Origin of the sequence: Microcystis wesenbergii FACHB-1317 (genome assembly GCF_014696875.1) — a bacterium.
GTDB lineage: Bacteria > Cyanobacteriota > Cyanobacteriia > Cyanobacteriales > Microcystaceae > Microcystis > Microcystis wesenbergii_A.
In genome coordinates this window covers 1-23,912 of record NZ_JACJQV010000170.1, presented here as the reverse complement: position 1 = coordinate 23,912, position 23,912 = coordinate 1, and the positions used below count along the sequence as shown (strand labels likewise).

Annotated in this window: 22 protein-coding genes and 5 pseudogenes; 11 read left to right on the top strand and 16 right to left on the bottom strand. The window is 41.2% G+C overall.

Translation table 11 applies throughout. The annotated features are described in order from the left end of the window. Nucleotide 1: 1 nt before the first annotated feature. Nucleotides 2–295, bottom strand: a complete 294-nt coding sequence (locus tag H6F92_RS16135; protein WP_002731511.1) for an RNA recognition motif domain-containing protein — start codon at nt 293–295, stop codon at nt 2–4. Nucleotides 296–536: 241 nt separating this feature from the next. On the opposite strand from H6F92_RS16135, the gene pheS reads away from it, so the two are divergent. The 4 genes and pseudogenes from pheS to H6F92_RS16115 all read left to right on the top strand — a co-directional run bounded on the left by pheS (nt 537) and on the right by H6F92_RS16115 (nt 3,486). Beyond that, nucleotides 537–1,541 carry a phenylalanine--tRNA ligase subunit alpha gene (pheS, locus tag H6F92_RS16130; RefSeq protein ID WP_190358699.1) on the top strand — a complete coding sequence of 335 codons (1,005 nt, stop codon included), beginning with the start codon at nt 537–539 and terminating at the stop codon, nt 1,539–1,541. Between the two features lie 13 nt (nt 1,542–1,554). Next, a pseudogene (locus tag H6F92_RS27210) lies at nt 1,555–1,698 on the top strand (DUF4870 domain-containing protein); the annotation flags it as partial. A gap of 141 nt (nt 1,699–1,839) precedes the next feature. Then, nucleotides 1,840–2,040: pseudogene (locus H6F92_RS27205) on the top strand (DUF4870 domain-containing protein); the annotation flags it as partial. Between the two features lie 327 nt (nt 2,041–2,367). After that, entirely contained in the window at nt 2,368–3,486 is a 1,119-nt protein-coding gene (locus H6F92_RS16115) for an NAD(P)/FAD-dependent oxidoreductase (protein ID WP_190358698.1), read from the top strand. Between the two features lie 55 nt (nt 3,487–3,541). Here the strand turns inward: H6F92_RS16115 and H6F92_RS26140 are convergent, their stop codons facing one another. Then, nucleotides 3,542–4,462, bottom strand: a complete 921-nt coding sequence (locus H6F92_RS26140) for an ATP-binding protein (RefSeq protein WP_265795426.1) — start codon at nt 4,460–4,462, stop codon at nt 3,542–3,544. 213 nt (nt 4,463–4,675) lie between these two features. Next, nucleotides 4,676–5,431 carry an AlbA family DNA-binding domain-containing protein gene (locus tag H6F92_RS26135; RefSeq protein WP_242030158.1) on the bottom strand — a complete coding sequence of 252 codons (756 nt, stop codon included), beginning with the start codon at nt 5,429–5,431 and terminating at the stop codon, nt 4,676–4,678. A 219-nt stretch (nt 5,432–5,650) separates the two neighbouring features. On the opposite strand from H6F92_RS26135, the pseudogene H6F92_RS16105 reads away from it, so the two are divergent. Both H6F92_RS16105 and cdd read left to right on the top strand, forming a co-directional pair. Then, nucleotides 5,651–5,815, top strand: a pseudogene (locus tag H6F92_RS16105) (helix-turn-helix domain-containing protein); the annotation flags it as partial. A gap of 484 nt (nt 5,816–6,299) precedes the next feature. After that, a complete protein-coding gene (gene cdd, locus H6F92_RS16100; RefSeq protein WP_004160855.1) occupies nt 6,300–6,701 on the top strand; it encodes a cytidine deaminase in 402 nt (133 codons plus the stop codon). Between the two features lie 75 nt (nt 6,702–6,776). On the opposite strand, the gene H6F92_RS16095 is transcribed toward cdd, so the two are convergent. The 5 genes and pseudogenes from H6F92_RS16095 to H6F92_RS16075 all read right to left on the bottom strand — a co-directional run bounded on the left by H6F92_RS16095 (nt 6,777) and on the right by H6F92_RS16075 (nt 9,672). Then, the gene (locus tag H6F92_RS16095) at nt 6,777–7,034 is read right to left on the bottom strand and encodes a hypothetical protein (RefSeq protein ID WP_002793495.1); all 258 of its coding nucleotides are present in this window, start codon (nt 7,032–7,034) and stop codon (nt 6,777–6,779) included. Further along, nucleotides 7,021–7,290 (bottom strand): annotated as a pseudogene (locus H6F92_RS16090) (BrnT family toxin); the annotation flags it as partial. The pseudogene H6F92_RS16090 and the gene H6F92_RS16095, both read right to left, overlap by 14 nt. Nucleotides 7,291–7,352: 62 nt before the next feature. Continuing rightward, nucleotides 7,353–7,703, bottom strand: a complete 351-nt coding sequence (locus H6F92_RS16085) for a DUF5615 family PIN-like protein (protein ID WP_190358697.1) — start codon at nt 7,701–7,703, stop codon at nt 7,353–7,355. Continuing rightward, entirely contained in the window at nt 7,704–8,018 is a 315-nt protein-coding gene (locus H6F92_RS16080; protein ID WP_190358696.1) for a DUF433 domain-containing protein, read from the bottom strand. Nucleotides 8,019–8,409: 391 nt separating this feature from the next. After that, a complete protein-coding gene (locus H6F92_RS16075) occupies nt 8,410–9,672 on the bottom strand; it encodes a YcjF family protein (protein ID WP_190358695.1) in 1,263 nt (420 codons plus the stop codon). 58 nt (nt 9,673–9,730) lie between these two features. Here H6F92_RS16075 and H6F92_RS16070 point away from each other — a divergent pair, with 58 nt between their 5' ends. Both H6F92_RS16070 and H6F92_RS16065 read left to right on the top strand, forming a co-directional pair. After that, a complete protein-coding gene (locus tag H6F92_RS16070; RefSeq protein WP_190358694.1) occupies nt 9,731–10,906 on the top strand; it encodes a DUF4336 domain-containing protein in 1,176 nt (391 codons plus the stop codon). A gap of 58 nt (nt 10,907–10,964) precedes the next feature. Further along, on the top strand, nt 10,965–11,210 hold the full coding sequence (locus tag H6F92_RS16065) for a ssr2422 family thylakoid membrane protein (RefSeq protein WP_002749050.1): 246 nt from the start codon (nt 10,965–10,967) through the stop codon (nt 11,208–11,210). 77 nt (nt 11,211–11,287) lie between these two features. Here H6F92_RS16065 and H6F92_RS16060 read toward each other — a convergent pair whose 3' ends face one another. From H6F92_RS16060 to H6F92_RS16040, 5 genes are all read right to left on the bottom strand, one after another. After that, nucleotides 11,288–12,424 (bottom strand): amino acid ABC transporter permease, encoded by a 1,137-nt coding sequence (locus tag H6F92_RS16060; protein WP_190358693.1) that lies wholly within the window; start codon nt 12,422–12,424, stop codon nt 11,288–11,290. 162 nt (nt 12,425–12,586) lie between these two features. After that, nucleotides 12,587–12,853 (bottom strand): photosystem I reaction center subunit PsaK, encoded by a 267-nt coding sequence (gene psaK, locus H6F92_RS16055; protein ID WP_002760753.1) that lies wholly within the window; start codon nt 12,851–12,853, stop codon nt 12,587–12,589. Nucleotides 12,854–12,997: 144 nt separating this feature from the next. Further along, nucleotides 12,998–13,234, bottom strand: coding sequence for a 50S ribosomal protein L28 (gene rpmB / locus H6F92_RS16050; RefSeq protein ID WP_002732080.1), 237 nt, complete (start codon nt 13,232–13,234; stop codon nt 12,998–13,000). 253 nt (nt 13,235–13,487) lie between these two features. After that, nucleotides 13,488–13,910 (bottom strand): PIN-like domain-containing protein, encoded by a 423-nt coding sequence (locus H6F92_RS16045; RefSeq protein ID WP_190358692.1) that lies wholly within the window; start codon nt 13,908–13,910, stop codon nt 13,488–13,490. Continuing rightward, nucleotides 13,907–14,623 (bottom strand): DUF433 domain-containing protein, encoded by a 717-nt coding sequence (locus H6F92_RS16040; protein WP_190358691.1) that lies wholly within the window; start codon nt 14,621–14,623, stop codon nt 13,907–13,909. Before H6F92_RS16040 ends, H6F92_RS16045 begins: the two co-directional genes overlap by 4 nt. A 174-nt stretch (nt 14,624–14,797) precedes the next feature. On the opposite strand from H6F92_RS16040, the gene H6F92_RS16035 reads away from it, so the two are divergent. After that, nucleotides 14,798–18,013, top strand: a complete 3,216-nt coding sequence (locus H6F92_RS16035) for a type ISP restriction/modification enzyme (RefSeq protein WP_190358690.1) — start codon at nt 14,798–14,800, stop codon at nt 18,011–18,013. 299 nt (nt 18,014–18,312) lie between these two features. Here H6F92_RS16035 and H6F92_RS16030 read toward each other — a convergent pair whose 3' ends face one another. After that, on the bottom strand, nt 18,313–18,969 hold the full coding sequence (locus tag H6F92_RS16030; protein ID WP_190358689.1) for a hypothetical protein: 657 nt from the start codon (nt 18,967–18,969) through the stop codon (nt 18,313–18,315). 2 nt (nt 18,970–18,971) lie between these two features. Continuing rightward, entirely contained in the window at nt 18,972–19,961 is a 990-nt protein-coding gene (locus H6F92_RS16025) for an ImmA/IrrE family metallo-endopeptidase (protein WP_190358688.1), read from the bottom strand. Nucleotides 19,962–20,183: 222 nt separating this feature from the next. On the opposite strand from H6F92_RS16025, the gene secA reads away from it, so the two are divergent. Next, on the top strand, nt 20,184–23,000 hold the full coding sequence (secA, locus tag H6F92_RS16020; RefSeq protein ID WP_190358687.1) for a preprotein translocase subunit SecA: 2,817 nt from the start codon (nt 20,184–20,186) through the stop codon (nt 22,998–23,000). A 395-nt stretch (nt 23,001–23,395) separates the two neighbouring features. Further along, nucleotides 23,396–23,641 carry a hypothetical protein gene (locus H6F92_RS16015; RefSeq protein WP_190358710.1) on the top strand — a complete coding sequence of 82 codons (246 nt, stop codon included), beginning with the start codon at nt 23,396–23,398 and terminating at the stop codon, nt 23,639–23,641. On the opposite strand, the pseudogene H6F92_RS16010 reads toward H6F92_RS16015, so the two are convergent. Continuing rightward, nucleotides 23,631–23,912: pseudogene (locus H6F92_RS16010) on the bottom strand (hypothetical protein); the annotation flags it as partial. The gene H6F92_RS16015 and the pseudogene H6F92_RS16010 sit on opposite strands and share 11 nt — an antisense overlap.

Below are 23,912 nucleotides of genomic sequence, written 5' to 3'. Positions count from 1 at the left end.
ATTAGTAGCGACGATCTCGATTGCGATTGCCACCACCGAAGGAAGATTTGGGTTCTCTTTCACGAGCTTGATTGACTTTTAATTCTCGCCCCATCCATTGAGCGCCGTCAAGAGCGGCAATAGCCTTCGTTTCTTCCTCTGGGGTTTCCATTTCCACGAAAGCGAACCCGCGTTTTTTTCCCGTTTCCCGATCCATGGGGAGGTGAACGCGCTTAATTTTACCGTATTCTTTAAAAACCTCAACTACGTCGTCTTGGTCAACCTCGAAGGGGAGATTACCAACATAAATTGACATAAAACCTATCCTTGCACAGATAAAAACAACAGATTTGTAGAGAACCAAGATTTCGGGAACTAGCTGAACCAATACTAAACAGAAACGCTTTGACCATTAATACTGACAACGAGCCGCAGTGCCGACTTTTATTCTCAACTTCCATCCTAGCACATAGCTATTAGCTTTGATCGATGCTGCCGCTCTCGCCACGGCAGCAGATAAACTAGACTAGAATGCTGCCCCATAAAATGCCCTAATTATGAGTTTATCCCCCCATCCGATCGAAACTGCCCTAAAAACCTTAACAGGGAAAGCGGAAAATTCCATCGAAGAAACAACAACCCTAGAAGACTTAGAACAGCTAAGGGTGAATTATCTGGGTAAGAAAGGAGAATTATCGCAGATTTTACGCGAAATGGGCAAATTAACCCCCGAAGAGAGACCGCGCCTCGGTGCGATCGCTAATGAGGTCAAAGAATTAGTACAATCGCTGCTGGAATCCCAGCGAGAAAGTCTCCAGAATGCCCAAATTAAGGCGAAATTAGCGGCGGAAACCCTCGATGTCACCCTACCTGCTCTTAGCCGTCCTTTAGGGCGAATTCACCCCTTAAATAGCACAGTTGATCGCATGATCGATATTTTCGTCGGTCTGGGTTACACCATCGCCACCGGGCCGCAGGTAGAAAGCGATTATTATAATTTTGAGGCTTTAAATATCCCTGCTGACCATCCGGCCCGGGATATGCAGGATACTTTTTTCTTGAGGGATGGTCGTTTATTGCGGACCCATACCTCCCCGGTGCAGATTCGCTACATGGAAAGTCATGAACCCCCAATTCGGATTGTGGCCCCGGGCCGCGTTTATCGTCGTGATACCGTGGATGCAACCCATTCCGCGGTTTTCCATCAAGTGGAATTATTAGCGGTGGACCGGGGATTAACCTTTACGGATTTGAAAGGAACAATTAAAGAATTTCTTAAGCAAATGTTTGGGGCCGATTTACCGGTTAAATTCCGCGCTTCCTACTTCCCTTTTACTGAACCCTCGGCCGAGGTAGATGTGCAGTGGAAAGGCAAATGGTTGGAGGTGATGGGCTGTGGTATGGTGGATCCCAATGTCTTAAAAGCAGTCGGTTATGACCCCCAAATCTATACGGGTTTTGCTGCTGGTTTTGGCGTGGAAAGATTTGCTATGGTATTACATGAGATAGACGATATTCGCCGTTGTTATAATAGCGATATCCGCTTTCTCCGCCAATTTTAGGGGGATAAACCCAATGGTCATGAGTGAAGATTTAACCAAAAAAAGACTCCTATCCGTGGCTTGTCATGCTTCGATCTTTTTGACTGCTACGCTGGTATCAGTGGGAATTCCCTTAGCTATTTATTTCATTTCTGATGATGAAACGGTGAAGGAAAACGCCAAAGAAGCGGCTCTTCTCGACTTTGTGTGATAATTTTTGCTTATGGAATCGTGAAATGCTTACTAGGCAACACTTTTAGGACTATTTTATGGAAAAACCCATCAGTATAGACCTCATTTCCACACAGAAACCAGAAGAGCCAAAGAAGCTTTAAACTTTCACCTGAATATGTGGTTATACTACCTAATTGCTGGGATTCTAGTTTGGGTTTTAATCGGTTATTTGCTCTTACCGATTCTTGCTGTGGTGAATATTGTTCTCCCCATTCTTGCTATCCTGCAAGTCTGGAAAGATGTCTATAAGGTTTTCCGTTATCCTTTTATTTTCCGGGTTCTGTAATTAATTATCGGGGTGGCAACCTGTTCAACCCTGGGTGCATCTCATTTTTGTAAATCTGTTGAGTTGGGATTTTTAAATGTAAACTGTCTTCTAAAATTGGTCATTACTTCCGATTTTATCACTCAATCCAAGTCTTTGGGGGGTAGAACCCCCCAAACCCCCCGCGCATTAGTTTTTCGGTGGGATGCTTACACGCAGCTGCTGATATATCTGTGATAATTTAAGAATCACTGATAATTGCTGATTGTCCGTATTTCTGCAAATGTGAGATGCAGCCTCAACCCTTTTTTAGTCCTGTTGCTGCTAGAAAAATAACCTCTGGAGTTTATGACTAAAATTGTCATCATCGGTGCGGGGATAGTAGGGGCCACCATTGCCTACGAATTAAGTGCCATCGAAGGATTAGAAATTACCCTCATCGATGAAAAAAAACCGGGACAAGGAGCAACTGGGGCAGCTTTAGGGATTTTAATGGGTATTATCAGCCATAAAACTAAAGGTAGAGCTTGGAAACTGCGGCAAGAAAGTTTAAAACGTTACGAAACCCTCCTTCCTGAGCTAGAATCCCTCACTGGACTGACTATTCCCTGTAACCGTGATGGTATTGTCCTACTGCGCTCGAGTGCCGAAGATGAAGAAAATTGGCGCAAGTTAGCCCAAATCCGCCAAGAACAGGGATATTGTCTAGAAATCTGGGATCAAGAGACTTTAAACCAAAAATGTCCCCAGGTGGCCAGCGATCATCTCCAGGGTGCTATCTATTCTCCCAGGGATCATCAAATTAATCCGGCCCTGCTCACGGAGGCTCTCGTCGCTGCTGCGGCAAGAAGGGGGGTTAAATGTCAATTTGGGATAAAAGTTGAAAATTTCGGGAATACAGAGCTTCAAGGCTCTAATTTGAGGCAATGCACCCAGGTTTATAGTTCTAATGGTATGGAAGAAACCGACTTTTTGATTCTTTCTGCGGGAATTGGTTCCACTGCTTTAACCGAAACTCTTACCCATCCAGTGGAGATTCGACCGGTTTTAGGGCAAGCTTTACAGATAAAATTGACGCAACCCTTAGAAAGTTCCGATTTTAAGCCGATTTTAACGGGAAATGACCTGCATATTCTGCCTTTGGCCGGAGCAGAATACTGGATTGGAGCAACGGTGGAATTTATGGACGAAAAGGACGAAATTATGCATGATACTGCCCTATTAGAGCAAGTGTATCAAAAAGCGATCACTTTTTGTCCCTCTTTGGCTGCGGGTGCGATCGTGCGTACTTGGTCCGGTAAGCGACCGCGACCGGAGAAAAAATCCGCTCCCATCATCGAATATTTGCCCGGATACGATAACGTTATTCTGGCCACGGGACACTACCGCAACGGGGTTTTATTAGCCCCCGCTACCGCTAAAATCGTCAGGGAAATGTTAAGTGATAAGTTAGGTATCGATCGCTAAATTAGTGGTTTGCCGATGTAGTCTGCTTAATCTCTCGGATTTGAGGAGCGGGTGTTTACTCATCTTGCGCTGATAGGAAATGCGATCGAGAGACTGTTCGATAAGCTTGTTGAGGATGGTTCCCTTGTTCGGGATGCTTAAGCGTCAGCAATCCCTCATCTATCATCGGGTTAACATAGTGATTACGAATAGTATCAGGTTCTCTTCCGAGCAGTTGAGCTAATGTTCGGAGGGGTAGATATTGTTGGGAGCATAGTTCAAGAATCACTTTTCGTACCGAATCTTTACTAGCGCGGCCTTTTCTGCGTATGGGTTCAGCAATTGCCTCTAACTGTTGGTAATGTTCGGAGCTTGGTGGGTAATGTTCGGAGCTTGGTGGGTAATGTTCGGAGCTTGGTGGGTAATGTTCGGAGCTTGGTGGGTAATGTTCGGAGCTTGGTAATAGAGAAAGTTGCGCTGAAAAATTCTGGTTCGGTAGGGTGTAGCGTGTTCCCCGACACTTACCTGACTGGTGTAACCAGCCATTTTGAACTAAATTACGAAGGCGTTCGCTAATATCTCTGGGATGTTCTGATCGATAACGCTGAATGTCAGTATTACTAATTTCCTCAAACTGATGCGCTAATACTAATATTATCCTATCAAGATCACCTAACTGACGGTAAGCATCCCCGATAATCCTTTTTAATTCCACTTCAACTGCTTCGGGAATAAAACTTGTCATCGGTAAATTAACAGATGTAACTTCTAGGTCCAGTTTTTCCGAAACTAGGGGACTCAACCATTGTTGTTCTTTCCAAGCACGAAGAATTTTCCCAAATCCAGAGCCAGCTTTTTCACCTAATCCGAGCATTTGAAACATTTTTTGTAGATGAGGATTACGAGGATCGCTAGTGCCGCCTTCATAGAGACGCTCTAGGGGAATTCTCAGACGACCGGGATTAGAAAACAGATAGCCATCGATAGATTTTACCACCTTTATAGGCCGTGAAGACTGGTGATCGGCGTGGATTAAAGTATTAACTAAAGCCTCTCTTAAAGCTTCATGAACATGGGTTTCATCTTTACGAACGGCATCTTTATCTAATTGAAAAGGAACATCTAAATTATTAATTAATCTGCCATAAACACGATAATAAGAGTTAAGTAAATTAGCTTCCCATTTACCATCAAGAGTTAAGCGATATGTCTATCTTTTTTCAGGATCGTCAGAGAATTTTTCCTGATAGTCGAGACTATAATGGGGGAAAGCATCTAAAATACTGCGTTCTCGTCCAAACATGAGTAAACCCGCTACAGTTAATCCTTCTTTGCTAGAATTTCTATCTCGTCGCCATCCTCCTAACTGATGGAGTAATTGTTGATCATTGTATGCTAACCAAGGATGATCGGGTTCGCGATTGCTGAACCGTTGGCGAAATACTTTCAGAGTCTCAGGATCAATATCGTTGAGATTAAAATTATCTAAAACTTGAAAATCTTGAGGTTCATTGCTGGCATCGCGAAACATTTGCTCTATTTCCTCCTTATGACAGCGATAATCTCCCTCATAATTTCGCTTATATGTACCAGTCATTGGGTTATTGTTAATATATACAGGACGCTGAGTTCGGGTAGCTCTAGGAATATGAATAATGAGAAGCTGATATTCATTAATCTTTTTAACTTCTACGTCTGAATTAGAACAGATAGATATATTCAGTTTTTGTCGGTTGTTGTGGTTATCCCAAAACTCTTGTTGAAGATTTTTAGGGTTACGCAATCCTGTAATTTCTAATCTAGGTTTTTTTTCGCTAACACCCAAAATAATGTAACCGCCATCGGTATTAGCGAAAGCTGAAAGAGTTTCCCAAATGTCTTTTGGCAAGCCTCCCTCGGCTGATTTAAACTCATATTCTTGGTCTTCTCCAATATCAATTTGCTGCAGTAGTGTGTCAATTTCCATGCTAAAATTCGGCGATAAATTTATGGATGCAGTTTTTGCTGTGAAAATGAGCAACTAGCCTGAGTTCGAGGTCGGCTAAAACTCTGAGACTATCTTCGGCTGAAAGTTCGATGTAGAAGTCATGGTAAAAGATACTTAAACAAAACTGATCTTAAATCGCCAATTCAAAAATGAAACGCACGACTCCTTAAGATTTGACAGAGAAAGGCTCATGAGGTATTGTCCGATCAATACAACAACAAATCCCAAAAACTAAGCCCCCAACATCTTAACATAGAACAAAGAAACTTACTCTACCAACCTAGTCAAGAGGGAAATTTATCTCAAAGGCAAATGGCCGTCTTGCTCGGATGTCATCAAAGCACGACCAAAGCGATAATTAAGAATTGACATACCCCACGCCGTAAACGGACGTGGATTCTTCTAGCATCACGGCTGAGAATTTCTGGCTCAACGAGTCCACTTGAATTAGATTCCTGGCGAAATCCCACCCAGAGGTGGTTCTCTCCTCAGACTTTCGCGACCTTACAGAAGCCTGTTTTCGTAGGCCCTAGGATACAGTTCAAAACCTCTAAAATAATTGGTTTCTTTGGTACTTGACGCTGAGAGCTTTTACCTATAGGAGCATTCCCCTATAGAACCCCATAACTATAGTTTTCAAGGCTTCAGCCGTGAGCTTTTGCGTTCGACAAAAGCTCACGCCGAGGTCCGAACGGTGCGTTCATCGGTTGATGACTGGGTTTTTTAAGCGGTTGCTTACCCTGCCCGCTATTCTTAATATCATACATCCTATAAAGTCGCCCTAAAAGGGCGAGGCTTTCAACCCAATTTTTCGGTAATCAAAGTTGCCTCGGATGCTATCTAGCCGATGACCCTATCTGACCAAGAAAGACAACAACTCTGTGACACTGCTCGGGAAGTGGCGAAACTTTCCTATTCTCCCTATTCCCGTTTTCGGGTGGGGGCAGCGGTCTTGACAAATAAAAAGATTTATGCTGGTACTAATGTAGAGAACGCGAGTTATGGCTTGAGTTTGTGCGCGGAAAGGGCAACTTTAGCGCAAATAATCGCGGCGGGCGATCGAGAAGTACGGGCGATCGCTATAGCCTGTATCGATGGGAAGGATGATATTAGTCAGTTAACTCCCTGCGGAGCCTGTCGTCAATGGATGGCCGAATTAGCACCGCAAGCGGAGATTATTATCTGTGGAACTCAGCAAAATTATTGTTTTAATCTCTCGGATTTACTGCCTTTTTCCTTTCGTTTTTAACTGTGGGTAAAGTATAGGGTTTAAGGTGCTACAACGCTATCGCCTTGAGGCACTTTTGACTATTTAGCAATCGTTTTAATCTTCGGCTACCTCTGAATTTTTAGCCGCTGCCGTTGGAGCAAGAGCCTGATTATCTCGCATCACTCTAATTAAGAATCGTAGTGCCTCATTAACTGCATCAGCGCTAGGAAACATTTCTGCGACATCAGGTTCTAACCGTACAGTAACTCCACCAAAACTTTTTCTTCCAGGGCCTAACTTTCTGACTCGAAGGCTCTTGAAGTCATACTCTGCCCGTAAATCATCTTCCATTCCTGACTTATCCCTGTTCATAGGTTTCTCGCTCGGTTTTTGTCACTTCTCTTGCGCTAATGAGGCGTATTAAGTTATCCCTTTCGGTATAGGATATAATCAACAATCGTCCTCGGTTTGACTGTCCAACGAGAAGATAACGATCCTCATCTTCAGAATGCTCTGGATCGTATAATTCAACATAGAGAGAATCATCAAAAACAGTTTTTACCTCCTCAAATGAGACTGGCTGCTTTGATAGATTGCGTTCTGCTTTATTTTTATCCCAGTCAAACTGCCTAAAACAATTATACTGCTACCCACTGAAACTGATGGCACATTTTTTATATGTTTTGTCTATTACTTGAACGGAATATATTCAACTGTATTGAACCATAGATCTGGTTCAGAAGCCTTAGCAATCAATTCTAAATCCTTGACAAATTGACCAATAGTGCCTCCAAGTTGATGACCAAAAATTAAACCTGAAAACGGTTTGCCTTTTACTTGCCAAGTTTCGGCTAAAACTCTAAAGCGAATGTCTTGGGTAAAGAGAATGCGCTTAAGCTCAGTTACTCTTAGCAAAAGTTGATCATCAGGTAGTTGTTCGGTTCCGTCTTCAAATGCTGTTAATACATCTATGCCTCGGCGACGCAACTGTTCGGTAATTGCCTGGGGAACGTGAACATCCATGTACAAAGCAATAGTCATTTACAGTAGCCCTTTGGCTTTCATACGAATATAAAAAGGCGACTTGGCAGCTTGATTAGTCATATTTTCTTGTACTTGTTGCCATTCCATTGTGATTTCTTGGTCAATTTCTTCTTGATGGTCAAAATAGTAACCCATGGCTGCATGAGCTTCGGCTGGGGTTAAATAAAGGTGTTGACGACAGATTTCTTCTACGGACCAACCATAGGCGATGTAGTCCATGACAATTTGAGCAACGCGGATACGCGGTAATCTTTGTAAATGTGCGGGTTGGTCGTCACTTTTTTCTATGTGTGGATAGGTTAGAGCTAACATAGGGCCTCTAGTTAATTGATTTGACCTATTCTAACAGTTTTAGGCGTTGCTGGATCAAGATATGGATGCTAATTGTGAATCCTATCCACAACCAACGCTTAGGACTAGGTTTGAAAAATTGTCTAGGGGACAATTCATACTTAAAATCAGCAAAGCCGTTTCCCGTTCAAGAGACGCATTACACTTAGTTAATATACTACAAGCTCGGCACAGTATTAGGCAGTGCCTTCGGTATTGCACTGAAAACGTCTAACTGATAACTGTTATTAGTCGGTTCACCCTCGGACACTGGACGAATCTATATCTACATACCACAAATTCTTAAGATATTTTCCCGTCGCTCTAGAGTGTATCAGATTTATCTGAAATGACTATATTCTTTGAATACCGATCAATTATCTCCTCCCGTAGCGACATTTTTAAATCTTTCTTGGGCAGCAGAAAAAGCCTCTTTCATCACCCTTTGAATCCTCTTAGGATCGGGTTTTTTACCCCCCATTAAATCGCCAAAATAGACACAAGCGCCCTCTCCTAAGGCCCAGGTATAGGCAGCGGACCAAGAAGCGGCGATAACACTGCCAAAACCGGGAATAAATTTCACCAATTCCCGACCGATGGCCTGGGCCAAAAAGCCGCCAGCGATCGCACTGACGATTCCACCGGCTTGGGATGGGGTTAAGACTTGACCGTATAATTTACCTAAAACCCCCACCATTGACACTTGTAGGGCGGTTAACACCGGCATAGTCGCTAAGGGTAAGGGAATCGCCGCCAAGGTTCCCGCTATGACGGAAAAGGCTAACATATAGCGTCGGGCTACGTCCCGATAGAGATGGCCTAATTTATTGCTGGTTTCCCGATCTAAAAGTTGGTGGATGGTGTTAGCCTCAGCTTTTGGCAATAAATCGGCTAAATTGTCTCTAAATGCCTCTAAACCGTAAAAAACAGGGTTGTAACCGTCTTCCTCTAGGGTAAAATCGATTAGCACAGAATTGTCATATAAATCCTTAAAAGTTTCTTTAATTTCTTGATAGGCACGATTGATATCCTCGAAATCGGGAGGATAAGGGGGATGATCGGCGGTATTAGGGGGATAAAGCTGATGAAGGCAGGTTACAGCCAGTAAACAGGGGATTTTAGGATATTTTTGCCGCAGTTGTTTGGTAATTTCCAGAAGGCTATCGGTGGCAAAATCATCAATTTTTACCGTCAGGATAAAAACCTGGGCGCGTCCCGTATTTTCGGCTAAATCTGCCAATAATTCCGCGATTATCGTCTCTGTGTGTTGATAGGCATCTCCTAACCCCACTGTATCGGTAAAAATCAACAGGGGTAAGTCTTCCGCGGGGTAGGTGTAGCGCTGGGTGTTTTGGGTGTGGGGACGGAAACCTTGCCCGACTATTTCCGCCGAAACTCCCGTTATTCCCCGAATAATCGAACTTTTTCCCGTTTGGGGTTTGCCGATTAACAGCGCCTCGGTGGTGGGTAATTCTTGACGGACTTTTTCTAAAATTTCCGCCACTTGAGTGTCACTAACACTAAACCACTGGAGGACAGTATTAGTCAACTGGTCGATGGGGAGTCTTTTCATCACTTCCCCCGTGAGACTATTCCAAGTATTGACCAAAGAATCAATGGGCAGTTTATCAGTCATGGGGATTAGAAAGGTTTATGATAACTAAAATAGAGATTTTCAGCGATAGAATCAGACGATGACAAAAGCCGCAATAACTCCGCAAGATTTATCATGGCCTTTTTGGCCAATTGTACCACTTTATCCCTACGGTCAAAGACGGACAATTCGCCAAGAAGTGGTGCAAGATACGCTCTGGACATTTGAGCAATTGCAGGGTATTTTTTATGTGGTCGTGCCGATTCGCATGACGGTAATTAGGTTAGCATCTGGGGGTTTATTTGTTTATGCACCAGTGGCCCCGACTCCTGAATGTATTCGCTTAATGCGTGAGTTGGAAAGTGAACACGGGGAAGTTAAATATATTATTTTGCCGACGATTTCTGGGATTGAACATAAGGTTTTTGTCGGTCCTTTTGCCCGTTATTTTCCTAAGGCTATAGTTTATGTTGCTCCTAATCAATGGAGTTTTCCTCTTAATTTACCTTTGAGTTGGTTGGGTTTACCGGCAAAACGAACAGAAATTTTACCTGCTGACTCGGCAACCACTTCTTTAGGAAAAGATTTTAGTTATGAAATTTTACCCGCAATTGATCTGAATGTGGGATACTTCTCGGAAGTGGCTTTTTTTCATCACTACTCTCAAACTCTGCTGCTGACTGATGGCATTATTTCTATCCCAGAAAATCCTCCCGCTATTTTAGAATTAGACCCCTATCCCCTGCTGTTTCACGCTAAAAATAGTGCTAAGGATTTGGTGGAGGATACCCCAGAAAATCGCCGTCGTGGTTGGCAGAGAATTTGTCTTTTTGCTCTTTATTTTCAACCTCCTGTTTTAGCTGTTCCCAATTGGATTAAGGTGTTTAGAGATGCTTTTACTGCTAAGGAAAAGAGTAAAAAAGCCTATTTTGGTTTATTCCCTTTTCAATGGGGTGATGATTGGCAAAGGACTTTTTTAAATTTGCGTCGAGAGGGGAGGTTAATAGTCGCGCCAATTTTGCAAACTTTGATTCTTAATCGCACTACTGACGAGGTTAGTCAATGGGTTGAGAGAATTTCCCAATGGCCGATTAAACAGGTTATTCCTTGTCATTTTGCTAGTCCGATTCAAGCTGATAGTCAAGAGTTTCAGCAGGCTTTTTCTTTCTTGTTAAAAGATTCTTATTTACCTAAAGATGACTTGGAATGTTTAGAAAGTATTGATAGTTTTTTAGTGCGTTGGCGATTGACTCCTCCTCCTGATAAAAAATTGTAATTTATGGCTGAGAACTGCTATAATATATGCGGTTGTTAGTTGATTGCTAATTAAGGTTATGCAAATTCCCGAAAATCCCAGTAATGATGACATCAGAGAAGCGTTGATTCAATTGCGAGAAGAACTTGGTCAAAAAGTTGACCGCTTAGAATATAAATTTGATGCCTATCAAAAAGGGACAGATGGTATGGTGAGAATGGCTACTACTATCATCATTGCCACCGCTTCTGTGGTGGTTTTATCTAGTCTTAGTCCTGCGGTGACAGCAATTATCACCGCTTTATATTCTGGTAATGCTCATTAATTAATTTATCGCTAAATTCTGGTGCGTTAGGCTACCTTTTGGTGCGATTCGGTGCGTTACGCGCTCGCTAACACACCCTACCTTTCCTGAATTTTTACCCGTTTGTTTAATTGATTCATAGTCAAGGAAATCACCAGATTAAAGAATAAATAGGTTGCCATAACTACTATTAACATTTCTACAGCTTTTCCTGTCTGATTAGCGATGGTACTAGAGATAGCATAAATATCATTATAACCGATAGCGATCGCTAAACTAGAGTTTTTAACCAGATTTAAACATTCATTAGTTAAAGGAGGAATAATCACTGGCAAAGCTTGGGGAAAAATTACTAATCTCATCACTAATAAAGGTTTTAATCCCAAGGCTTTAGCTGCTTCCCATTGTCCCCGATTAACCGATTGAATCCCCCCCCGTACCGTTTCCGCAATAAAGGCAGCTGTATAAACAGTTAAACCGATTAAGAGGGTGGCAAACTCGGAAGAAAGATGTAAACCAAAGTCAATATTTTGATTAAGAGGATTAACTTGGGGACTTTGCCATTGTAAACCCAAGATTAGAGGAATTATAACTAGGATTAGTAGGCTAGTTAGGCATAAACTAAGTTTATTTTTTAGACATAAAAATAATGAGAGAATTATTCCTAAAATAATGATAGCTAAGGCTAACCATGTCCTGAAACTATTAGCGGGGAAAGGCAAATAGACTCCTGAGTTATTTAAGAATACACTACCAAAAAACTCTAAAGAGTCCTCAATCTTCGGCAGTTTTAGAAATACAGCAAAATACCAAAAAAATAATTGTAATAATAAAGGAGTATTGCGAATAGTTTCCACATAAATTGTTGCTAACTGACGAATTAACCAATTATCCGACAAGCGACCTAACCCGATGACTATTCCCAGACTAATCGCCAAAAATATGCCACTAATCATAATGCGGAGGGAATTAACTAATCCCACCAAAAGAGCGCGAAAATAGGTATCGGTGGGACTGTAGGCAATAGGAGAGTCACCAATCGCAAAAGAGGCTGGTCGGTCGGGATCAAAGAGAAAGCCAAAGCCAAAACTTAAGCGTAAGCGTTGGAAATTAATCACTAAATTGCGGCCAAAAAACCAGAAAATTAGGCAGACAATTAGCAGGATAATTACCTGTAGAAAAATCTTCTGAAATCGCTCATCGTACCAAAAAGAATTTTTTTGAGGTAAAGTCATAAGTAGTCGTGCAAAATTAATTTCTTGGTTAGGATAGGCAAAAGGCAAAAGGCAAAAGGTAAGAGGCAAGAGGTGGTTAGATATGTGTAATTAATTTTGCTTAGGTACTTAACAAAAGAAATCGGTGACTTTTGGCCACCGATTGAGAAAATCAAAACATATTTAGATAACTCCCAGACGGGAAAGACCGAGGATGACACCGGCACCGAGGACATGACCAAAACTGGTAGTACCCAGTAAAGCGCCTAATCCCATACCACCGAATAAAGCGGGGGAAGGTAAAGCAGGACCGACATTTTGTTGTTGAATAGTCGCTTTACCGAAAGCAATAGCGAGAATATTGCAGATAATCATGACAATCGCCACTTTGGGACTCCATTCGCTGGAACCTTGTACGGCGGTAGCGGCCATTAATAGGGTTGAATACATTGAAATTCTCCTGAACAGGTCGTTTTAAGTTTTTAATCTTAAAGGTAGTTTTCACCCCACATCACGCCCTGTTGCAATACTTAATAATCAAAAGCAGAGGAGTCAACGATAGGGCCGATTCGTCTCCACTTCTGAACTACTCGCTTAGTACAAATTCAAGTTTAAGCCTACTTCTCTAGCGAAGACGGCTAATCCTTTCTTTTCAATGGTTTTGATAGCTTTGGTGGAGATGCGTAGTTTTACCCAACGGTTGCCTTCCGACCACCAAACTCTTTTCCATTGTAGGTTAGCTTCTTGTAATTTTTTGGTGCGACGGTGGGAGTGGGACACCGCATAGGCGTTATTGGCCTTTTTCCCCGTCATAGTACAGACTCTAGACATAATTTACTCCTGTGCGATCGATGTTTGTCAATAGTCAACCTTTCTAGTTTAACTCAAATCTCGCCAGAAGTCCCCCCTTCCCCTGGGTGAAGTGAACGGAGATAAATTTAACAGCAAGTGGGGGGATTAAGAAGTTGATTAAACCGGTTCACTGCTCAGACAATTTCGACAATTGCATCAAAGGTAATGGTGAGAATATTGTCAACAAATTTAGCTGTAATTTTTTACTGAATAAAAAATATTTTAATAAGTTTTACATAGTTTCTATTATTCTGGTTAATTCATTTTTATTTTTCCACAATTTTACTTGAAAATCTTGGTATATTTTGGCGATAAAAGGGGCTTGATTACCTTGAATTATTTTTTCGATTTTATCGATTGTTTCGACAAAAATATTAACCATGGTTTGACGAGGTAAGTTACCAGAAACTAAAACAAATACTTGAGCCTGATAACGGGCTATCTGTTGAACTTCTAAAATATTTCTACCAATGTTTACATCTTTAGTTAATACTATCCATCCTCTTTGACTAACAATAGGTAGCCACTCCGTATCCGGTGCATCTGGGGCAAAATGGGCATGATGAAATTCAATTTTAACCCCTATTTCTTGCAAAGCTTCACCGATAGATTTTCCTAAAGCGCGGTCGATAAAATAGGTGTATTGATAGGTCATACCGCTTGCCAATTGCACTCGAATAAAATCGCTTTTTCAATTTGCCAAGGTTGACAATTATAATCATTGGCAATATCTTCTATAGAGTCCCCCGCATCATAAAGTTCTGTGACAACTTTAGTGGGAATTCCTGTTCCTGTGATCACGGGTTTTCCGAAGGAAATATTAGGGTCTATCTTTAGGACTTTATTGCTGAAGTCTTCCCCATTTATGTCGATAGTGGGAAAAAGCCGTGTGGCGATATCTTGTTCATCCCATTCAATACGAGTTAAGAGATTATTTAAGAATTGTTTCATCGTCAATTGTACCGAACGGGAGGCATTAATTAAATGTTCAAATTGTTCAATAAAAAGGTCAATTCCATCGGTACTAAATTGTTTTTGAACTAGAGGATGATCGGTGTTAAATTGTTCACTAATATAGTCTAGGGCCAGTCTAACTTTATCGAGAGGGATGTTATGAACTTTGCGAATAACTCTTAAAACGTGCGCTTCCACTAAGTTAGTAAAGGAAAGTTGCGGAATATTCAGATTAGGTCGTTGAATGAGGGGTAAAAACTCTTTTTGTCCTTTTTTAGTGGGGTAGGTGCGTCCTCGTACCCACGTTCTCAGAGTGGGCAAAGGAATATGGAGATAGCGCGCAGTATCGGCTATAGTGTAGGTGGGAACATGATAGAGATGCTCTAGAGATAAGGGAGATGATGCTTTGACCATCGTTAATATTTTGGTGAAGTTGTTGGGATGAGATTATCGCCTATTATTTCATTCTAGCTAATTTTGGTATCCTTGAGGATAGGGATAAAGCAGGATGAGGGCATCTCAGTGGACATTGGGGCTAAATGAGGTTATATTTTATCTATAGGAGAACGTTTGTATGTGGCAACGATAATGAGTAATTCACTGCCAAAATATCTAGAGGAAATCACAGGCATTTATCAACAGGGTAAGGCCACAGAACACAGTTATCGTCCTGCTTTAAAAAAATTAATTGAATCCCTAAATAATAACCTACAAGCTCTCAATGAACCCAAAAGGATTGCTTGTGGCGCTCCAGATTTTGTGATTAATCAGGGTATAGTAGAAATTGGCCATCTGGAAGCAAAAGATATCGGAACTTCTCTCAAAAAGATTGAAAATACTCCCCAAATAAAACGTTATTTACAGGCTTTGGGTAATTTAATTATCACCGATCATTTAGAATTTCGTTGGTATGTATCGGGAGAATTGCGTCTATCAGCTGCCGTGGCAACTCTTAATCAAAAAAAGCAAATTAAACCTGATTCCCAGGGTATTTTACAAGTAGAACAATTGTTCTATCAATTTTCCCTCTCAAAAGTTATTCAGATAACAACCCCGCGAGAATTGGCGAAAAAAATGGCCGCTTTAGCGCAGTTAATTCGAGATGCAATCGGTCAAGCTTTAAAAGATCAAGATTGCGGGGGAATGTTGCGGCAACAATTGCAATCTTTTCAACGAGTTTTAATTAGTGATCTCAATGAAGCGCAGTTTGCCGATATGTATGCACAAACAATCTGTTATGGTTTATTTGCGGCACGCTGTAATACGGATCAAATAAGTTCTTTTTCCAGGGAAACGGCAGCATTTCGCCTCCCAAAAACTAACCCTTTTTTGCGGGGAATTTTTCATCAAATTGCTGGTACAGAATTAGATGAGCGGATTACTTGGGCCGTGGATACTCTAGCCACTATTTTACAACAAACGGACATGGAGGGAATTCTTAGCAGCTTTGGAAAACGCACGCGCAAGCAGGATCCTGTGGTTCACTTTTATGAGACTTTTTTAGCCGAATACGATAGTAAAATGCGTGAGTCTAGGGGTGTTTATTATACCCCTGAACCCGTGGTTTCTTACATGGTTCGCAGTGTGGACTACATTCTAAAAAATAAGTTTCAGATTCCTAAAGGTTTGGCCGATGCCAAAAAAATTATGATTAAAAATCCTAATGATAGCCAAGAAACTCAGGAAGTTCACCAAGTTTTAATCCTCGATCCTGCTGTGGGAACTGGCACTTTTTTACACTCTGTTATCGACCATATCTATGATAGTTTTCGTCAACAGCAAGGGATGTGGTCTAGTTATGTCAGTAAACATTTATTACCCCGTCTCTTTGGGTTTGAATTACTGATGGCTCCCTACACCGTAGCACACATGAAGTTAGGTTTACAACTTCAGGAATTAGGCTATGATTTTAGTGCCGATGAACGCTTAGGAATCTATCTCACCAACACCCTACAGGAAGCTTTTCAAATTCCCCCTGCTGATGGGTTTTTAAATCGTATTCGCGATGAAGCAGAGTCAGCGCAAGGTGTTAAGCAAGAACATCCGGTTATGGTGATTATTGGTAATCCTCCCTACTCTGGACATTCCGTAAATACAGGAGAATGGATTAAGGAATTATTGAAGGGAAAAGATATTATTTCTGGAGAAAAAACTGCTAGTTATTTTGAAGTAGATGAGCAACCTTTAGGCGAAAAAAATCCCAAATGGTTAAATGATGATTATGTAAAATTTATTCGCTTTAGTCAATGGCGCATCGAGAAAACTGGTTACGGAATTTTAGCTTTTGTTACTAATCATGGTTATCTGGATAACCCAACTTTTCGGGGAATGCGTCAAAGTTTATTAAAAACTTTTGATGATATTTATATCCTCGATTTACACGGCAACAGTAAGAAAAAAGAAGCTTGTCCCGACGGTTCACCGGATCAAAATGTGTTTGATATTCAGCAAGGTGTAGCTATTGGTATTTTTATTAAATATCACAATGGTTCTTCAAATTTAGCTAAAGTTTATCATGCTGATTTATGGGGCAAAAGAGAGATGATTGAGAATCAAGTTATTGTCGGTGGTAAGTATCACTGGTTAGAGGAAAATGATCTTTGTTCTACTTCTTGGCAAGAATTACAACCTGATTCTCCTTTTTATCTATTTAAACCTCAGAATATTAATCTGCGCTCGGAATACGATCAATTTTGGAAGATTACTGAAATTATGCCAATTAATAGTGTTGGTATCGTCACAGCTAGAGATAGTTTAACAATTCAATGGAATAAAAAAGAAATTTGGGATATAATCAATGATTTTGTCAAGCTCAGTCCAGAACAAGCTAGGATTAAATATAATTTAGGTAAAGATTCTCAAGATTGGAAGATAGATTTAGCACAGAAAGATGTTAAGCAATCAAATTTATCTAAAGATAACCTCTTACCCATTTCATATAGACCTTTTGATCAAAGATATACCTATTATACAGGTAATTCAGGTGGGTTTCACTGTAGAGCAAGAATTGATACTATGCGTCACCTAAAAGAAAATAATTTAGGATTTCATATATGCAGACAAATAGTCAGTGAAACTTGGCAACATATTTTAATTACTAATCAGCTTACAGACGATTCCTATGTTTCAAACAAAAGTAGAGAAAGAGGATACACTATGCCATTATATTGTTATCCTGAAACTCAGGCAGAGAAAGACATGGGAATGTCTCGCCGTCCCAATCTAGCACCAGAATTTATTAAGGAACTTTCGGCAAAACTTGACTTAGAATTTATCAGTGATGGCAAAGGAGACGAAAAGAAAACCTTTGGACCGGAAGACATTTTTAACTATATCTATGCTGTCTTTCACTCTCCCCAATATCGCCAACGTTACGCCGAATTTTTAAAAATAGACTTTCCTCGTGTTCCCCTAACCAGTAATAAAAAATTATTCTGGGAATTAGTCAAAAAAGGTGACAGATTAGTGCAGTTACACCTGATGAAAGCAACGGGAAAAGAAATTAGTAGCTATCCCGTGGCGGGTTCCAATCTAGTCGAACAGGTGAAATATGACGAAAATAAACAACAAATTTCGATTAATTCTGACCAGTATTTTGCGGGGATTCCGCCCCAAATTTGGAACTTTTATATCGGCGGTTATCAAGTGTGTCAGAAGTGGCTAAAAGACCGCAAAGGTCGCCACCTTAGCTACGATGACCTAGAACATTATCAACAAATTATCTCCATTTTGGGCGAATCGATCGCAATTATGGAAACTATAGATATAATTATCAATAAATATGGTGGTTTCCCCTTTAGTTAAGCCACCGGTGAGAGAAGATTAACTTAATTTTTGCCCACTGGCAAGAGTCCCTGTTCACCGATAAATGATTCTCCACTCCCAAGGATGCTCTCTTATACTAAATCCGTTGAGTAACGCCCAGAAAACGGGTTTCTCCGAGAAACCCGTTTTCTACTCATGCAAAAAGGAAAAAGGGGAATAAATAATCAGTCTTTAATAACCAGATTTAGTATTATTCTTCGTGTCCTCTGTGTCTGGAGTGGTTCCTTCCACTCGCTTGCTGACAGGACTGTATCAACGAAAATAAACAACAAATTTTGCTATCCTTGAGGGTAGGGATAAAGTAAGTTTCCCGTTTCTTTTCTTAATTCCCTAATTTCAGTTTCTAACAGTTTTCTGACTTCCTGCTCTGCTGATTCTCTGCTATAACCGAATATAAATTTAAGATTAGTGTCACAATCGCAAACGGGATAAATTTTCTCTTGAATACACTGAAATCCATAAATTTCAATATCTTTTAAAATTAATTGTTCTAAACACCATATTTTACCTTGAAGATAGCCAGTAATCTGATTGGTTTCAGGAACATTTAAATTTTTTAAGCAGCGTTTATCTCCCGTGAGTAAATAGCTTAAATTATTTTGTTTATTCAAGTAGCTAACATAACTGATGAGAATAGCCTCACCTATATCTATTCCTGCGATTTTCTGTAATTGAATAAAATCCTCTTGATTGATATTATGGATTGATATTTTATCGCAGGTTTCAACCACAGATAAAGCGTCTTCTAGGTTATATTCATTAGGGTTTTTCTTCCTTTTTTGTTGCGCTTGCCTTTTAAATTTATATTTAAATGTCTCAAGAATTTTGACTTGATTAATCTCAACTCCAAAGGTATTGAGGGTTTTCTCAAATAAGCCACAGGTGGCCAATTTTAGGATAATGTCATTATCCAAACAATAAAGAGAATCAGTCAAGGTTAAACTCCTAACACTTTTTCTAGATACTCGTAAGTTTCGTCATCAAATTTATCCCAGTCTAACTGATTAGCCAAATATTCATTAATAATCTTATTGCCATTTGGGTTGGGTTCTAATACTTTTAAAGTAGCCATGGCTAAAGCAAAGTAGTTGTTATGCCATCCATAGTTCAGAATAATTGCACCTATATCAATATCGGGATGATGAGAGATAAAATGTTCTTGAACATATTTACTCAATTTTTCAACATTTTGGAATTTCCTATCCCCAAGGCAGTTATCACAATCACCTAGGAGTAATTCAGTGGCAAATTGATTAGCTTCTTTTTCTTCGCTATCATTATCAAATTTAATCTCTTCATCAACTAATACCCCATCTTTTAGATGTGCTAATGCTAAATGTCCTAACTCGTGCGCTAAGTTAAAAGCGAGTCTTGCCGACTGTTGATATTTTGAACTAAGAATAATTACAGGACAAGTGGAATACCATTGAATTAATCCAGCAAATTTCTTAGTTTTGTCAGGAAAATGATCAAAGTATCCTACCGCTATTCCCTGAGACCAACAATAGTCTAAAAGAGAGGTCAAGTCAACCTTTGGCCAGTGACTTAAGATGTCTTCTCTGATGGTTTTAGCATCCTTAGATAAAGGGGTATAATTAACTTCAACCCCCAAGGAAATTAACTCAGCAAAACGACTCGCTAAAGCTTGCGCTAGATGGGGATGTTGGTTATTTTGGCTATTGTGCTGTTTAAATTTAGTATGGGGAGGTCGATTAAATTTGACCTTTTCTTGAGGGGTTAATAAGGATGAGAGGTCAAGATTGAGCTTTTTGGCGATATAACCTGCCCCTTCTAGGACTGCAACGGGTTTATCATTGAGTTCATCATCCCACCAACCGGGTAAGCCATTTTTTCGGACATAATCTTTTTTTAGTCCGATTTTTGAGAGTTTCCCGTAGAGGGCTGCCATGGTAAGGCTTTCTGTCATGGTTTCACCCTCCTTTGTCGGCAATACTAAGTTTTTTAAGGTTTTAGGGAATCAAAGTAGATGAGCATATTCTTATCTCTAAGATACCATCTCTAACTTAATTTTTGCCCACTGGCAAGAGTCCCTTTTCAGGGATAAATGATTCTCCACTCCCAACGAGAGTGATACAATTGTTAACACCACAGATCAAGAGCCAATCGAAGCGAGAGAATAAAAACTGCTATGTTAAAAGCCCTACTCGGAGATCCCAACGCCCGCAAAATTAAAAAATTTCAGCCCCTCGTCACCGAAATCAACCTGCTGGAAGAAGATATTAAAAACCTGTCCGATGAGGAATTAAGGAGCAAAACCAGCGAATTTAAGGAAAGATTAGACAAAGCCAGAAATTATGAGGAGAGAGAGGAGATTCTCGAGGAAATCCTCCCCGAAGCTTTCGCCATCGTCCGGGAAGCGGGAATCCGAGTCTTAGGGATGCGTCACTTTGACGTGCAGTTATTGGGGGGAATGGTACTGCACAAAGGACAAATCGCCGAGATGAAAACCGGGGAAGGAAAAACCCTGGTGGCCACACTCCCCGCTTATTTGAATGGATTGACCGGAAAAGGGGTTCACGTCGTCACCGTTAACGATTATCTCGCCCGTCGTGACGCGGAATGGATGGGGCAGGTACACCGCTTTTTAGGGTTGAGTGTGGGACTAATTCAAGCCGGCATGAGTCCGGAAGAAAGAAAGAAAAATTATGCCTGTGACATCACCTACACCACTAACAGCGAACTCGGCTTCGATTATCTGCGCGATAACATGGCTACAGTGATGGGGGAAGTTGTCCAAAGACCCTTTAACTACTGCGTTATCGACGAAGTGGACTCCATTCTTATTGATGAGGCCAGAACTCCATTAATTATATCAGGACAGATCGATCGACCCACAGAAAAATATATTCTCGCCGCCGAAATCGCCAAGCAATTAGTGCGCCAAGAAGTAGAAGACGGACCGGGAGACTACGAAGTTAACGAAAAAGACCGTAACGTTTTAATGACCGATGAAGGCTTTAAAAGAGCGGAAGAACTATTAGAAGTCACCGATTTATACGACCAAGAAAATCCCTGGGCGCACTATATTTCTAACGCTATTCGTGCCAAAGAACTCCAGAAAAAAGACGTTAACTATATCGTCCGCAGTGGTGAAATTGTTATCGTTGATGAGTTCACGGGACGGGTATTACCGGGGCGACGTTGGGGCGATGGTTTACATCAGGCAGTGGAAGCTAAGGAAGGGGTAGAAATTCAACAGGAAACCCAAACCTTAGCCACGATTACCTATCAAAACTTTTTCCTGCTCTATCCGAAATTATCCGGCATGACTGGGACGGCCAAAACCGAAGAAACGGAACTAGAAAAAGTCTATAACCTGCAAGTAACAATTATCCCCACTAACCGCGTTTCTCGTCGGCAAGATTTAGCCGATGTGGTCTATAAAAATGAACAGGCAAAATGGAACGCCGTCGCCGAAGAATGTCAACAAATGCACGAACAGGGTCGCCCGGTTTTAGTTGGTACCACCAGTGTGGAAAAATCAGAAGTACTTTCGCTGTTATTACAGGGAAGAAAGATTCCCCATAACTTGCTTAATGCTCGTCCAGAAAACGTGGAAAGGGAATCGGAAATCGTCGCCCAAGCAGGCCGGGCCGGGGCCGTAACTATTGCTACGAATATGGCGGGACGGGGAACCGATATCATCCTCGGTGGTAACTCCGACTATATGGCCCGATTGAAAATTCGCGAGTATTTAATGCCCAAATTAGTTATGCCCGAGGATGACAATTTGGCCTTTAGTTTACCCAGTTTAGGCGAACGCAATCGCCCCCAAGGATTCGCTCCGGATAAAAAGAAAAAAAACTGGCGTGCCTCGGCGGAAATTTTTCCCACCGAGTTACCGAAAGAGGTAGAAAATGCCCTGAAAGAAGCGGTTAAATTTGCCGTTGATACCCACGGAACTCAAAGTTTACCCGAATTAGAAGTAGAAGAAAAAATCGCCATCGCGGCCGAAAAAGCCCCCACGGATGACCCGGTTATTCAAAAGTTACGCGAAGTCTATAAATTAATTCGCAAAAGTTATGAAGATTACACAGGTAAAGAACACGATGAAGTAGTAGAAAGGGGCGGACTGCACGTTATCGGGACGGAACGCCACGAATCCCGCCGTATTGACAACCAATTGCGAGGCCGGGCGGGCAGACAGGGCGACCCTGGTTCCACACGCTTCTTTTTAAGCCTAGAAGACAATTTATTGCGGATTTTTGGGGGCGACCGCGTGGCTGGTTTAATGGATGCCTTCCGGGTGGAAGAAGATATGCCCATTGAATCGGGAATGTTAACTCGTTCTCTGGAAGGAGCGCAAAGAAAAGTGGAAACCTTCTATTATGATGCCAGGAAACAGGTGTTTGAATACGACGAGGTGATGAATAATCAACGGCGCGCTATTTATGCCGAACGTCGTCGGGTTTTGGAGGGGATGGACTTAAAAGAACAGGTGCTGCAATACGCCGAAAAAACCATGGATGAAATCGTCACGGCTTATGTGAATCCCGAACTGCCGGCGGAAGAATGGGATTTAGAAAAACTGATTAGTAAGTCTCAGGAATTCGTCCATCTGTTGGCAGATATTACCGCTAAAGATATCGAGGATATGAGTGTTAATGATATCAAGATGTTCCTACACGAAGAAGTTCGCAAAGCCTACGAAATTAAAGAACGTCAAGTGGATAATATTCGCGCCGGTTTAATGCGCGATGCCGAACGTTATTTTATCCTGCAACAAATCGATATGTTATGGCGCGAACATCTGCAAGCTATGGAAGCTTTACGCGAGTCGATTGGTTTACGCGGTTACGGTCAAAAAGACCCTCTAATTGAGTATAAACAGGAAGGCTACGAGATGTTTTTAGAAATGATGATTGATATCCGTCGCAACGTGGTTTATTCCCTGTTCCAATTCCAACCGCAAGGACAACCCCAAGCAGTGGCTAGTGAACAGTAAAAATTAAAAGTTGGCTGAAATTGGGGAGAATTGGCTCAGGCTGATTCTCTCATTTTTTTCCCCTGAGAAATCAGTCACCCACAATCCACACTAGGACTAAAATTATCAGTCCAATCACTCCATAGGACAGCAACGACCCCAAAGAATTGAGGATTTGTATGGGAAAATGAATCAAAACTTGGTAAGTAAAATCCGTAACTGCCAGCAAGGCAGTGAAAAATATAGTCACAAGTGTTATCATAAGTAATATCTTCTCATTCTGATAGAATAAATGGCTATCCTTTGCGGGAATCGGCACCCCAAGAAAAAACTCCGAGTCACTCTCCCGATTCTACCGCAATTTTAACAGCGATCGAGTTATAATAAATCTTTAATTGTAACCGGCTACTTAGTTGATGATAGGTGGTGCGTTACGACGGATTGTTACCTTCAAGTCAAAGCAGCAATTTCTGCCGTCTAACGCACCCTACGTTTTACTGTATTTTATCTTTATAGGTGGTGCGTTACGACGGATTGTTACCTTCAAGTTAAAGCAGCAATTTCTGCCGTCTAACGCACCCTACGTTTTACTGAATCGCTGGCTTGGGGTAGCCGATTGCAACACTATTCAGGCATGGGGGCTTAACTATATTAGTCATTAACCCGTCTAGCTAATAATACTAAATTGGAAGGCATTCCCAGCGCCCAGATGGTTTCGACTCTAATACTAAAATTGTCTCCTAAAGCTTGTTTAGCTAAGTTTAATAATTCGGCTCTACTCAGTAGGTTTAAATTATCTTCCTTGGACCAGAAGGATAACCCGACTATATTTAATAGAAACCGATGCCAAGATTTAGGTAACCAATGGATTAGGGGAAGTTTAGTATGAAATTCTAGCCAATGCCAACGATTGGGTGTAGTTAAGAATATTTT

Bases quoted from the DNA above. Each gene is read 5' to 3' on its own strand.
- H6F92_RS16135 (WP_002731511.1), bottom strand. From the start codon at position 295: ATGTCAATTTATGTTGGTAATCTCCCCTTCGAGGTTGACCAAGACGAC.
- pheS (WP_190358699.1), top strand. From the start codon at position 537: ATGAGTTTATCCCCCCATCCGATCGAAACTGCCCTAAAAACCTTAACA.
- H6F92_RS16115 (WP_190358698.1), top strand. From the start codon at position 2,368: ATGACTAAAATTGTCATCATCGGTGCGGGGATAGTAGGGGCCACCATT.
- H6F92_RS26135 (WP_242030158.1), bottom strand. From the start codon at position 5,431: ATGGAAATTGACACACTACTGCAGCAAATTGATATTGGAGAAGACCAA.
- cdd (WP_004160855.1), top strand. From the start codon at position 6,300: ATGACCCTATCTGACCAAGAAAGACAACAACTCTGTGACACTGCTCGG.
- H6F92_RS16095 (WP_002793495.1), bottom strand. From the start codon at position 7,034: ATGAACAGGGATAAGTCAGGAATGGAAGATGATTTACGGGCAGAGTAT.
- H6F92_RS16085 (WP_190358697.1), bottom strand. From the start codon at position 7,703: ATGACTATTGCTTTGTACATGGATGTTCACGTTCCCCAGGCAATTACC.
- H6F92_RS16080 (WP_190358696.1), bottom strand. From the start codon at position 8,018: ATGTTAGCTCTAACCTATCCACACATAGAAAAAAGTGACGACCAACCC.
- H6F92_RS16075 (WP_190358695.1), bottom strand. From the start codon at position 9,672: ATGACTGATAAACTGCCCATTGATTCTTTGGTCAATACTTGGAATAGT.
- H6F92_RS16070 (WP_190358694.1), top strand. From the start codon at position 9,731: ATGACAAAAGCCGCAATAACTCCGCAAGATTTATCATGGCCTTTTTGG.
- H6F92_RS16065 (WP_002749050.1), top strand. From the start codon at position 10,965: ATGCAAATTCCCGAAAATCCCAGTAATGATGACATCAGAGAAGCGTTG.
- H6F92_RS16060 (WP_190358693.1), bottom strand. From the start codon at position 12,424: ATGACTTTACCTCAAAAAAATTCTTTTTGGTACGATGAGCGATTTCAG.
- psaK (WP_002760753.1), bottom strand. From the start codon at position 12,853: ATGTATTCAACCCTATTAATGGCCGCTACCGCCGTACAAGGTTCCAGC.
- rpmB (WP_002732080.1), bottom strand. From the start codon at position 13,234: ATGTCTAGAGTCTGTACTATGACGGGGAAAAAGGCCAATAACGCCTAT.
- H6F92_RS16045 (WP_190358692.1), bottom strand. From the start codon at position 13,910: ATGACCTATCAATACACCTATTTTATCGACCGCGCTTTAGGAAAATCT.
- H6F92_RS16040 (WP_190358691.1), bottom strand. From the start codon at position 14,623: ATGGTCAAAGCATCATCTCCCTTATCTCTAGAGCATCTCTATCATGTT.
- H6F92_RS16035 (WP_190358690.1), top strand. From the start codon at position 14,798: ATGAGTAATTCACTGCCAAAATATCTAGAGGAAATCACAGGCATTTAT.
- H6F92_RS16025 (WP_190358688.1), bottom strand. From the start codon at position 19,961: ATGACAGAAAGCCTTACCATGGCAGCCCTCTACGGGAAACTCTCAAAA.
- secA (WP_190358687.1), top strand. From the start codon at position 20,184: ATGTTAAAAGCCCTACTCGGAGATCCCAACGCCCGCAAAATTAAAAAA.
- H6F92_RS16015 (WP_190358710.1), top strand. From the start codon at position 23,396: ATGATAGGTGGTGCGTTACGACGGATTGTTACCTTCAAGTCAAAGCAG.